The following is a 10,962-nucleotide window of genomic DNA, read 5'->3' on the forward strand; positions in this document are numbered from 1 at the left end:
CCCGAACGCGGCCCCCACGGCGTGGGAGGGATCGAGGTACGGGCCGCCGCCGCTCTGCTGGGGGCGGAGCGGCCGGGGCGGGGCGGACACGGAGGTCGAGGCTGCATACATGAGCGGAACGGATCCCTTCGTGTCGGCGAATTGCTGCGCTACCCGGTCCCCGGGCCCTTGTGCACCCTGGGGAATGCGGTCGGGCTGCCGGGTGGCCGGGGTTGCGCGTTCCTACATCACACCCGATCGCGGGTGGCACACCATGTGGCGCACCCTGGCGAACCCTGGCGAATACTCGCTTGGCCCATGACGGCCCGAGTACCTTCAAGTCAGCCGAGGAACCTGGGGGCTTGACGTGACGAGGGAACCCAACACCCGCCTCGCGGACCTGTTCGGCCTGGCCGGCTGGTCCAAGGGCGAGCTCGCGAGACTCGTGAACCGGCAGGCGGCGGCCATGGGCCATCCGCAGCTGGCGACCGACACCTCGCGGGTGCGGCGTTGGATCGACATGGGGGAGTCCCCTCGCGATCCCGTGCCCAAGGTGCTGGCGGCCCTGTTCACCGAGCGACTCGGCCGTGTCGTGACCATCGAGGACCTCGGGTTCGGCCGGCGCGGGCGCGCCGGCAAGGCGCAGACCCCTGACGGTCTGCCCTGGCCGCCCGAGCGGACCGCCGCGGTCCTCACCGAATTCACGGGAATGGACCTCATGCTCAACCGACGCGGCTTGGTGGGCGCGGGCGCCGCGCTCGCCGCAGGCTCAGCAATCAGTGGCGCGATGCACGACTGGCTCCACACGGACCCGGTCCTGGCCTCCGACGCCCCGCATTTCGACGATCCCCTGCGCGTCAAGGTCGCGCAGGCCGACCCCGCCGCCTTCGAGCGCTACGAGGCGGCCCCGGTCGGATCCCTCGAGATCGACGCGCTGGAGCGCTCGGTCGAAGTCTTCCGCCTCTGGGACGCCCAGCGCGGCGGCGGGCTCCAGCGCAAGGCCGTCGTCGGCCAGCTCAACGAGGTCGGCGGCATGCTCTCCTACCACCACCCCGATCACCTCCAGCGGAGGCTGTGGGGTGTCGCCGCCAATCTGGCGGTGCTGGCCGGCTGGATGTCCCACGACGTGGGCCTGGAGCCCACGGCCCAGAAGTACTTCATCATCGCCGCCCACGCGGCCCGGGAGGGCGGGGACCGCCCGAGGGCCAGCGAGGCCCTCTCCCGCTGCGCCCGTCAGATGGTCCATCTGGGCCGGCCGGACGAGGCGCTGGACCTGATGAAGCTCGCCAAGTCCGGCTCCGGGCCCGAGACCCTGCCGCGCACCCGGGCGATGCTCTACACGGTCGAGGCCTGGGCGCAGGCCTCGATGGGGCGCGGCCAGGCGATGCGGCGGACGCTCGGCGAGGCCGAGGAGCTCTTCGTGGCCGACAAGGGCGATGTCAGCCCGCCGAGCTGGATGCAGATGTTCGACGAGGCGGATCTCCACGGTATGCAGGCCCTGGCCTACCGCACTCTCGCCGAGCACGATCCCGCGGCCGCCCCCATCGCCCAGCAGCACGCCAAGCGGGCGATGGAGCTGCGCGGGGGACAGCGCCAGCGGTCGATGATCTTCGACTACATCTCCATGGCGTCCGCCTGCTTCATCGGCAATGACCCGGAGCAGGCCGACACCTTCGCCCGGATGGCGCTCACCACGATCAATGAGACGTCCTCCCACCGCACCTGGGACCGGCTGCGCGAGATGTACCGGCTCACCGGGAAGTACGCGGACTACCCCGCCATCTCGCATCTGCGGGAGGACATCCAGCGGGCCCTGCCCAAGGCGCCGGGGAAGAGCCGACCGACGGCGGTATGACTCAGGGCAGGCGATAAGCCTGCGCTATAAAAGTCCGCGCCATGGCTCGGCGAGCCATGAGGTCACCATGAGGTCATGAGCCGATGCGGGCGATCAGCACGCACGCGTCGTCCTCACGCTCCTTGTCGCCGAACTCCTCCAGTACGGCCCGCAGGCACTCCTGGGCGGTGTCCGCCATGGCGAATCGCGGTGCGAGCTCCAGCAGTCGCCCGGCCCCGGGCCGGTCCGACAGCCCCTCGGTGTGCAGCAGCAGCACATCGCCGGGCAGCAGCCGCTCCTCGGTCTGCGCATAGGCGGCATCCGTCATGGCGCCGAGCAGGACGCCCTCCGGAGGCCGCAGCGCCCGGCCCGCCCCGCCGCGGAAGAGCAGCGGGGCGGGATGGCCGGCCTGGGACCACAGGAGGGTGCCGGAGGAGGGCTCGTAGCGGCAGCAGACCGCACTGCCCAGGGCGGGCTGGGCGGAGGATTCCAGGAGGTGATTGAGCCAGCCCATCAGGGGGCCGGGCTCGGCCCCGGAGACCGCCATGCCGCGCACCGCGCCCAGCAGCATGGCCATGGTCGAGGTGGCGGCCACTCCCCGCCCGGTGAGGCCGCCGACGGTCAGCAGCGTACGGCCGCCGGGCAGCTCCATCGCGTCGAACCAGTCGCCGCCGATGAGGCTGCTGGTCGAGGAGGGGAGATAGTGCCCGGCCAGGTCGAGGACGCCGCCGCCCGGGGCCTCGGGGGCGGCGGGGACGCTCTGCGGGAGCCGCAGGGAGCCGCGCCACGGTGGCAGCACGGCTTCCTGCAACTCGACCGCAAGCCGGTGCTCGGTCCGGGCGGCATCCCGCCGGCGGTGCGCCGAGTCACGGGTCTCGTGCACCTCCTGGCGGAAGCGCCGCAGATCGCTGACGTCCCGCAGCACGGCCCACATGGAGCTTGTGCAGCCGTCGGCGTCGAGCACCGGCTCGCCCATCATGTGCACCGTGCGCACGGCGCCGTCGTCGCCGCGCACGATGCGGAACTCCCCGTCGATCGGCTTCCCGTCCACCAGGCAGTCCGTGACCATCGTGGTCAGCAGCGCGGTGTCCTCCTCCAGGAGCGCGGAGGGGAGCTCGTCGAGGGTGAGCGCGCCGTCCTCGGGGCGGCGGCCGAAGAGCGCGAAGAGCTCGTCGGACCAGGCGACCTCGTCGGTCAGCAGATTCCATTCGGCGCTGCCCGCCCTGCCGGCCGCCGCGTCGCTCCCCGTATCGATGGGAGCTGCACCGGCGGGAACCGTGCCGTCGGGAGTCGTACTGCCGGGAGCCGTGCCGCTCTCCGCCCCGGCGGCGGGGCGGGCCATGGGCAGGCCCGCGCGGAGCTGGCCCAGCTGCTCGCCGAGGTCGTCCGCGTGGTGGGCGGCCAGCTCGCACAGGGCGCGCTGCCAGTGGAGCCGGGGGTCGTCCGAGGTCTCGGCGCTGGCCACGGCCTCACGGCGCACGGCGTCGATACCGCCTCTGAGCCGTCGTGTCTGCGAGATGAGCGCGTCCACCCGGCCGCGCTCGGGCGGCTCGGTGGCGGGACGATCCGCGGACTGTGGGGACGGCATCACGTACTCCGATACAGGCGGGGCGCGGCCGGCTCCGGGGATCCGCTGGAACGGCCGGCAGGACTGCTGTCACGACTGTGGCACAGGGAGCGACGGGCTGTAAGGGCTTTGGCAATACCCGATACGGTGGTGCATGTGGCATATGCCGATGGCACGGGTGGGACATTTCCGGCGGCACTCGGCGGAACGAACCGCTCCGGGTAGGCTGCGGCGCTTGGTAGTACCCGAGTTTCCACAGTTCACCAGGCATAGCACAGGTGGACACCGGCAAGAATGCCGTCCGGAAGGAAATCCCGTTGCCAGTCGACTCCCCGCACCGGATGCTGACCCCATGTTCGATCCAGACATAGCGCCCAGCGGCACCCTGCTCGGCCTCCTCCAGCGAGGCCGCGGCGACGGGACCCTGCATGCCCTCGCGGCGCCGCGGGCCGAGGCGCTCGCGGCGCTGAACCACTGCGTGCTCCGCGACCCCCGCCGCGACTGGCAGGTGGAGAACCGCTCCCTCTACTACGCGCGCCTCTATCTGGACCTCGGCGGCCGGCTCGGCGAGATCGAACAGCACCTCTTCCACCCGGACGACCTGATCGACACCTCCGAGGAGCGCACGGGCCTGGCCCTGGCCGTCCTCGGCCACCTCGCCTCCTACGGCCGCGACGACGCCCTCGCCCTGCTGCGCCGCTACGCCGCCACCGGCGGGAACTGGGCCTGGGCCCTCGACGAGCTGGCCCTGCGCGACGACGACGCCGGGCTGCGCGCCCTGGCCGCCCCCGTCCTCGCCCGCTTCCCGCACACCCCCGAGGGCGAGACCGGGCTGGCCGCCGCCGTCCGCGACGCCTTCGAGCCCCGCCCCTGGCGGCTGTGGGCCGACGACGGCCGCGCCCCCGCCACCGCGGCCCGGGTGCGCGCCGCCCGGGAGCAGGGCTCCTTCGACCGCTGGCAGCGCCAGCTGCGCCCCACCGGCCCCCGTCCGGGCTGGAGCGTGCGCGAGGTCCTCGACTGGGCCCAGCAGGGCCTCGACGCCCACCCCACCCAGCACCGCCACGTCCCGGCCACCCGCTGTCTGACCGCCGTGGCCGGGCCCGAGGACCGCCTGGAGATCATCGAGGCCGCCGCCTTCGGCCCCGAGGCCGCCCGCGCCACCGCGCTGCGCTACCTCGCCGAGCACCACGACCCCCAGGCCCTCGACCTCATCGAGACGGCCGCCGCCGACGCCGGCGAGCTCGTCTCCTCGGCCGCCGTGACCGCCTTCGAACGGATGCGCAGCACGGCCGCCCTGGAACGGGCCCGCGCCTGGATCCACCGGGGCGACGCGCTGGGCGCGGCCGCGGCCGGGATGCTCGCCTGCCGGGGCGCCGCCTACGACTCCGCGCTCGTCCTCGGCGCCCTGCGCCGGACCGTGCGGACCGAGGGCTGCGACGCGCCCGTCCTGTGGGACCTCGTCGACGGGGCCGGCCGGCTGGCGATCACCTGTGCCGCGCCCGTGCTGCGCCACATCTACCGTGAGACGGCCTCGTCCCACCTGCGGGGCCGGGCCGCGCGCGCCCTCGCCGCGACCGACCCCTCCTTCGCGGCGGGCTTCGCCGTCGAGTGCCTGTGGGACTGCGAGGAGTCGACCCGGGAGCTGGCCGCCCGCCACGCGACCACGGCCGACGCCCGCGTCGTCGACCAGCTGCGCAGGCTGGCCGCCGACCCCGCCGAGGAGGCGGAGGTGCAGACGGCGGTGCGCAGCCGCTTCGAGCCGGAGGCCCCGACGGTCTGACCGCCGGAGCCGGCTCCCCGGCCCGCACCCGGCAACGGACGCCGGCCCCGCCTCCGGGCAGCGGGCTCCGCCACGGGACCGGGTTCCCTCCCCGGGACGGCCGGGCCCCGCGGGCAGCCCCGGTCTCCCGGGCCCGGACCCGGTCCCTTGCCGCTCCGCGCGGACTGCGAAGCTGATGGGATGTCACGATCAGCATCCAGGGGCGCCCTCGCCGGGTCCGCCCCCTCCCGCCGCGCCGTGCTCGCCGGAGCCGCCGCGCTCGCCCTGTGGCCCGCCACGGCGGTGGCCGCCGGGCCCGCCGTCACGCCGGCCCGTACCGCCGAGGGGCAGCCGGTCCGCATCACCGAGGGCCAGGTCGCCGAGGCCGCCCGGGGGCAGGCGATCCTCTACCCCAGCGTCACCAGCTGTCTCACCGTCACCGTGCGGCTGAGCTGCGGAACGAAGGTCGGCGCGCACGCCAGTCTGTTCCGGGTGCCCGGTGAGCTGCGCTCGGACGAGATCCTCGGCGCCGTCCGGTGCCGGGTCGCGGGGCGCCGTGTGCTCGCCGTCGAGGTCAGGGGCGCCGTCGGCGCCTGGGACCCTTCGTACTTCACCAAGGCCATCGAGGGCTACGGCGACGGCGAGACCGTGCCCTTCCCGACGCGGCCCGACCCCGAGGGGCTGGCGCGCGCCGTCGCGGCCGGGCTCGGACTGCCGGCGTCGGTGCGGGTGGGCGTCGAGGACGTGCCCGACGGCGATCAGACGGTCCGCTGACCCCGGCCGTCCGCCAGGGGCCCGATGGCCCGGAAAACGGGCGGCCGGCCCCGGCCGGTGTGTGTCAAGCTGTGGCGAAGGCCCCTATGACCAGGAGGTTTCAATGGCGGACGACGGAAGCGCCCAGGCCCCGGAGGGGCAGGAGGACGATGTGAAGCGCAAATTCCGGGAGGCGCTGGACCGCAAGCGCGGGAAATCGCCGGAAGGTGCCTCCGGCGGGCGGGGCCGTGACGGCTCCAAGATCCATGGCACCCACGGCAAGGCGGGCGGGCAGCGTTCGTTCCGCCGCAAGAGCGGCTGACGCGGCCGGCGGCCCGGCGCCGCGGCCCATGGCCTGACCAGTCCGGTAGCCCGGACTGGTCGGTGCCGCCGGCCGGGACGTCACCCCATGGGGCCGGAGGGCTGCTCGGCCTCGGCGCTGCGCGACTGCGGGGGACGGGCCGGCTGCGGCGGGCGGACGGTCTGCGGGCGCGTCTGCTGGGCGTCGTCCAGCATGCCCTTGCTGACGTTCTTGCAGACGGGCACGGCGCCGGTGTTCTCCACGTACTTCGCCGAGACCCAGGTGTTGCGGTCCCGCAGCAGGTACCAGACGGGGTTGCCCGCCACGTCCTGGGCATGGGCCTTGCAGCGCAGGGCCACCTGGCTGTGGTACTTCAGCACGCCCTTGACGGCGGAGTCCGTGGTGGGGAAGACGCGCTCGTTGATGCCCGTGTTGGAGACGACCGCCCCGTACGGCCGGGTGGGCGGGACCGGCGGCGCATCGGCGGAGTGGGCGGCGGGGGCGGCGGCCAGCAGGGAACCGCCGAGGGTGGCGGCCGCGATCACACCGGCCGAGACCCTTCTGCTGCGGATCACGAGTGTACTGATCATGGGAACTCCCTCGATGCGAAGTGGATCACGCATTGACCGGGTTCCACATGAAATGTCGCCATAAACACAAATCAAGTTGACGGCCCGCATGGACGGCCCGGATGGCTGATCCGGGCGCTCCTCCGGGCGCGTTCGGCGTGCGCCGGCCGTCCGTTCAGGCATCGGTCCTCCGGGCCCGGCTGGGCTGCACCCGCTTGGGCTCGCCCTTCATCTTCGGGTGCTCCGGCGGATAGGGCAGATCGCCGAGGCCGTGCTCGCGCTCGTCGCGCGCGGCCAGCTCCAGGGCCGCCTCCAGGTCGCAGGCCTGCTCGTCCATGCCCGCGTGGAGATCGCCGACCTCGGCGAACCGGGCCGGCATCGTCACCAGGTCGAAGTCCTCGGGCACGGCGCTGGTCAGCTCGGACCACCGCAGCGGCGCCGAGACGGGCGCGTGCGGCCGGGGCCGCACGGAGTAGGCGCTGGCGATGGTCCGGTCCCGGGCGGTCTGGTTGTAGTCGACAAAGATCCTTTCCCCGCGCTCCTCCTTCCACCAGGCCGTGGTGATCCGCTCCGGCGCTCGCCGCTCCAGCTCCCGGGCGACCGCGATGGCCGCCCGCCGCACCTGGACGAAGGCCCACCGGGGCGCGATGGGCACGAAGACATGGAGGCCCCGCCCGCCCGAGGTCTTGGGCCAGCCGACGAGGCCCAGCCCCGCCAGGACGTCCTTGAGCTCCAGCGCGGCCCGCACCGCGTCGGCGTAGTCCGTGCCCGGCTGGGGGTCGAGGTCGATGCGCAGCTCGTCGGGGTGGTCGGTGTCCGACCGCCGCACCGGCCAGGGGTGGAAGGTCACACAGCCCAGGTTCGCCGCCCACAGCACGGCGGCCGGCTCGGTGGGGCAGATCTCGTCCGCGTACCGGCCGCTGGGGAAGGCGATGCGCCCGGTCGGGATCCACTCGGGCAGGTTCTTGGGCGCCCGTTTCTGGAAGAACGACTCGCCCTCCACCCCGTCCGGATACCGCTCCAGCGTCGTGGGCCGGTCCCGCAGCGCCCGAACGATCCCGTCGCCGACACTCAGGTAGTAGCGGGCGAGGTCGTACTTCGTGAACCCCCTTCGGGGGAAGTACACCTTGTCCGGGTTGGACAGCCGTACGGTCCGCTCGCCGACGGTGAGCTCGAGCGCCTCTGCCATGCGGTTCACGCTAGGCCGGGCGCCGGGGCGGCGCCTGTCGGCGGGCGGGTGAGCGGCACCGCCCGCACAATCACGACCATGGACCTTCCGGTGATGCCCCCGGTCCGGCCGATGCTGGCGAAACCCGCCGCCGCCATCCCGCCCGGGATGCAGTACGAGGCCAAGTGGGACGGCTTCCGGGCCATCGTCTTCCGCGACGGCCCCGAACTCGAACTGGGCAGTCGTACGGGCAAACCCCTCACCCGCTACTTCCCCGAGCTCACCGGCGCCCTCCTCGAACAACTGCCCGCCCGCTGCGTCCTCGACGGGGAGATCGTCATCGCGCGCGACGGCAGACTGGACTTCGACGCCCTCCTGGAGCGCATCCACCCCGCCGACTCCCGGGTGCGCCATCTGGCGGAGGTCACCCCGGCGAGCCTCGTCGCCTTCGACCTGCTCGCCCTGGGCGACGCCTCGCTCCTCGACACCCCGCAGAGCGAGCGCAGAGCGGCCCTCGCCGAAGCGCTCCGCGACGCGCGCGACCCCCTCTTCACCGCCCCCGTCACCCATGACCTCGACGTGGCGAAGGGCTGGTTCGAGCAGTTCGAGGGCGCCGGGCTGGACGGGGTGATCGCCAAACCGCCCGGCCTGCCCTACCGGCAGGGCGAACGCGTCATGATCAAGGTCAAGCACGAGCGCACCGCCGACTGCGTCGTCGCGGGGCTGCGTCCGCACAAGAGCGGCCCGGTCGTCGGCTCGCTGCTGCTCGGCCTCCACGACGCGGCGGGCCGGCTCCAGCACGTGGGCGTGTGCGCCTCCTTCCCCATGCGCCGCCGCCAGGAGCTGATGGCCGAACTGGAGCCGCTGCGGATGCCGGACATCACCGGCCACCCCTGGCAGGACTGGGCGGACCCGGAGGCGCAGGCCGCCGGCCGGCTCCCCGGCGGCCCCAGCCGCTGGACCGGCAAGAAGGACCTGTCGTGGATCGCCCTGCGGCCCGAGCGGGTCGTCGAGGTCGCCTACGACCACATGGAGGGGGACCGTTTCCGCCACACCGCGCGCTTCCGCCGGTGGCGCCCCGACCGGACGCCGGAGAGCTGCACATACGCCCAGCTGGAGGAGCCGGTCCGCTACGACCTCGCGAGGGTCCTCGGGGGCGGGCCGTAGGGCCCGGTAGACCTTCCGGAGCAACGACGCCCCGTGCGGCCGCCCCAATGCACGGCTGATGAGTCGCCATATTTCACGCTGGTACGACCACCTGATACCGGCTTGAAGAGGTGACGCTCATGACCGGTGCCCGTACGATCCCCCTCCGCGCCGGGGCGCGGTACGGCGCGGCGGTCCTGGTGTGGGCCGGGGCGGTGTGCCTCGCCTGGGGGCCCGGCGTCGCGGCCGCCGTGGACTCCGGCGACGGCCCGGACTCCCCGTTCTGGGTCGAGCCCTCGGGCCGGGCCGGCAAACAGGCCCGGACCTGGGAGGAACGGGGCCGGGACGGGGACGCCGAGGCGGTGCGGCACATCGCGGAGCAGCCCACGGCCGTCTGGCTGACGGGCGACGACCCCAGGAACCAGGCCGCCCGGATCACCGAGGAGGCCGAGCGCGCCTCCCGCATCCCCCTGCTGGTCGCGTACAACATCCCTCACCGCGACTGCGGCCAGTACTCCTCGGGCGGGGCGCCCACCGCCGCCGCCTACCGCGCCTGGGTCTCCCGCGCGGCCGCCGGCATCGGCGAGCGCCGGGCCTGGGTGGTGCTGGAGCCCGACGCGGTCGCCCAGTGGGCCTCCGGCTGTCTGCCGAAGGACGCGGCGCGCGACCGGCTGGGGCTGCTGGCCGAGGCGGTCCGGACGCTCAAGGCCCGGCGGGGGGTGTCCGTGTACGTGGACGCGGGCAACGCGGGCTGGATCTCGGACCAGGCGCTGCTCGCCGGCGCGCTGCGCAGGGCCGGGGTCGGGGAGGCGGACGGCTTCGCGCTGAACGTCTCCAACTTCCATACGACGCCCGTGACGCGGGAGTACGGCGACCGGCTCTCCGGACGGCTGGGCGGGGCCCACTACATCATCGACACCAGCCGCAACGGCAACGGGCCGCTGCCCGCGCCGTCGGCGTCCGGCGCCGGGAACGACGAGCCGGGGGCGGAGGGCTGGTGCAATCCGCCGGGCCGGGCGCTGGGCACGCCGCCGACCACGGCGACCGGTGACCCGAGGGTCGACGCCTTCGTCTGGGTCAAGCGGCCGGGGGAGTCGGACGGCAGCTGCCGGGGGGCGCCGCCCGCCGGGCACTGGTGGTCGGAGTACGCGCTGGGGCTGGCGAAGCCGCCCGGGGAGGCGGCGCCCGCGCGGCCGCCGCTGGCGGCCGCGACGACGCCGGGCTGACCGGGGCGGCAGGGCCCCGGGGAACTCACCGCACGTGCACCCACGCCGCGCGGGACGGGGTGCCCGCGCGGTCCGTCAGGAAGAGCATGTACCAGCCGCCCGGCACCAGCGAGGGGTCCTGCGGGATCGTCACGGCCACCGCGCCGCCACGGCCGGTCAGGGGCAGCGCCACGGACCGCTGTTCGACATCCGTCGCGTGGGTCACCGCGCTGGGCCGCATCAGCCGGGCGGTCGCCACGTCGCCCGGGTCCGTGCCCGGCAGGACGAGCGTGGCGCCGCGGTCGGTGCTCAGCGGGCCCGTGGGCGGGGCGGGGCGCCGGGCGCGGTACAGGTACGGCGGCGTGTACACCTCGATGCGCTTCTCGAAGACCCCCATGCGGGTGTCGTCCTTGTCCGCGAAGAGCGGGTTCGAGCCGAGGACCGCGATCCGCCCGTCGGGCAGCAGCAGGGCCTCCGCGTGGTAGTCACGGCCGACGGCCGGCGCCGCCGCGGTCTCGAAGGCGTGGGTCCTGGGGTCGTAGAACTGGGCGCGCAGGATGTCCGAGCCGCGCTTGCCCCGGTAGTCGCGGGAGCCGCCGGAGGTGAAGACCCGGTCGTCGGGGGTCAGCACGGCGTTGAGGTAGCGGGTGCCCTGGGGCAGGTCGGGGCCCGGGGCGTAGT

10 protein-coding genes and 1 pseudogene are annotated in these 10,962 nt (G+C 74.2%); 6 read left to right on the top strand and 5 right to left on the bottom strand.

Annotated features, from left to right (window positions below; genetic code table 11):
• A pseudogene (locus K6I33_RS24050) lies at positions 1-111 on the bottom strand (aminoglycoside phosphotransferase family protein); the annotation flags it as partial.
• 235 nt (positions 112-346) lie between these two features.
• Here K6I33_RS24050 and K6I33_RS24055 point away from each other — a divergent pair.
• Positions 347-1,834, top strand: a complete 1,488-nt coding sequence (locus tag K6I33_RS24055) for a hypothetical protein (RefSeq protein WP_229356605.1) — start codon at positions 347-349, stop codon at positions 1,832-1,834.
• A 73-nt stretch (positions 1,835-1,907) separates the two neighbouring features.
• On the opposite strand, the gene K6I33_RS24060 is transcribed toward K6I33_RS24055, so the two are convergent.
• A complete protein-coding gene (locus K6I33_RS24060) occupies positions 1,908-3,401 on the bottom strand; it encodes a PP2C family protein-serine/threonine phosphatase (protein ID WP_229356606.1) in 1,494 nt (497 codons plus the stop codon).
• A 331-nt stretch (positions 3,402-3,732) separates the two neighbouring features.
• Between K6I33_RS24060 and K6I33_RS24065 the strand changes: the two genes are divergently transcribed.
• The 3 genes from K6I33_RS24065 to K6I33_RS24075 all read left to right on the top strand — a co-directional run bounded on the left by K6I33_RS24065 (position 3,733) and on the right by K6I33_RS24075 (position 6,214).
• Positions 3,733-5,160, top strand: coding sequence for a HEAT repeat domain-containing protein (locus K6I33_RS24065; RefSeq protein WP_229356607.1), 1,428 nt, complete (start codon positions 3,733-3,735; stop codon positions 5,158-5,160).
• Between the two features lie 180 nt (positions 5,161-5,340).
• Positions 5,341-5,913, top strand: coding sequence for a hypothetical protein (locus K6I33_RS24070; RefSeq protein ID WP_229356608.1), 573 nt, complete (start codon positions 5,341-5,343; stop codon positions 5,911-5,913).
• Positions 5,914-6,016: 103 nt separating this feature from the next.
• Entirely contained in the window at positions 6,017-6,214 is a 198-nt protein-coding gene (locus K6I33_RS24075; protein WP_229356609.1) for a DUF5302 domain-containing protein, read from the top strand.
• Positions 6,215-6,294: 80 nt separating this feature from the next.
• On the opposite strand, the gene K6I33_RS24080 is transcribed toward K6I33_RS24075, so the two are convergent.
• Complete coding sequence (locus K6I33_RS24080) at positions 6,295-6,783, bottom strand: SH3 domain-containing protein (protein WP_229356610.1); 489 nt, start codon at positions 6,781-6,783, stop codon at positions 6,295-6,297.
• 154 nt (positions 6,784-6,937) lie between these two features.
• A complete protein-coding gene (ligD, locus tag K6I33_RS24085) occupies positions 6,938-7,951 on the bottom strand; it encodes a non-homologous end-joining DNA ligase (RefSeq protein ID WP_229356611.1) in 1,014 nt (337 codons plus the stop codon).
• Between the two features lie 78 nt (positions 7,952-8,029).
• On the opposite strand from ligD, the gene K6I33_RS24090 reads away from it, so the two are divergent.
• Positions 8,030-9,097 carry an ATP-dependent DNA ligase gene (locus K6I33_RS24090; RefSeq protein ID WP_229356612.1) on the top strand — a complete coding sequence of 356 codons (1,068 nt, stop codon included), beginning with the start codon at positions 8,030-8,032 and terminating at the stop codon, positions 9,095-9,097.
• Positions 9,098-9,216: 119 nt separating this feature from the next.
• Positions 9,217-10,302 carry a glycoside hydrolase family 6 protein gene (locus tag K6I33_RS24095; protein ID WP_229356613.1) on the top strand — a complete coding sequence of 362 codons (1,086 nt, stop codon included), beginning with the start codon at positions 9,217-9,219 and terminating at the stop codon, positions 10,300-10,302.
• A 25-nt stretch (positions 10,303-10,327) separates the two neighbouring features.
• Here the strand turns inward: K6I33_RS24095 and K6I33_RS24100 are convergent.
• A partial coding sequence (locus K6I33_RS24100; protein WP_229356614.1) for a galactose oxidase early set domain-containing protein occupies positions 10,328-10,962 on the bottom strand: 635 nt, incomplete at its 5' end.

The sequence above is a fragment of the Streptomyces sp. UNOB3_S3 genome (assembly GCF_020740895.1).
Taxonomy (GTDB): Bacteria; Actinomycetota; Actinomycetes; order Streptomycetales; family Streptomycetaceae; genus Streptomyces.

What these genes read in the sequence shown, in the direction of transcription:
- ligD (WP_229356611.1), bottom strand. Translation starts at nt 7,951, where the DNA reads ATGGCAGAGGCGCTCGAGCTCACCGTCGGCGAGCGGACCGTACGGCTG.
- K6I33_RS24070 (WP_229356608.1), top strand. Translation starts at nt 5,341, where the DNA reads ATGTCACGATCAGCATCCAGGGGCGCCCTCGCCGGGTCCGCCCCCTCC.
- K6I33_RS24095 (WP_229356613.1), top strand. Translation starts at nt 9,217, where the DNA reads ATGACCGGTGCCCGTACGATCCCCCTCCGCGCCGGGGCGCGGTACGGC.
- K6I33_RS24060 (WP_229356606.1), bottom strand. Translation starts at nt 3,401, where the DNA reads ATGCCGTCCCCACAGTCCGCGGATCGTCCCGCCACCGAGCCGCCCGAG.
- K6I33_RS24090 (WP_229356612.1), top strand. Translation starts at nt 8,030, where the DNA reads ATGGACCTTCCGGTGATGCCCCCGGTCCGGCCGATGCTGGCGAAACCC.
- K6I33_RS24065 (WP_229356607.1), top strand. Translation starts at nt 3,733, where the DNA reads ATGTTCGATCCAGACATAGCGCCCAGCGGCACCCTGCTCGGCCTCCTC.
- K6I33_RS24075 (WP_229356609.1), top strand. Translation starts at nt 6,017, where the DNA reads ATGGCGGACGACGGAAGCGCCCAGGCCCCGGAGGGGCAGGAGGACGAT.
- K6I33_RS24080 (WP_229356610.1), bottom strand. Translation starts at nt 6,783, where the DNA reads ATGATCAGTACACTCGTGATCCGCAGCAGAAGGGTCTCGGCCGGTGTG.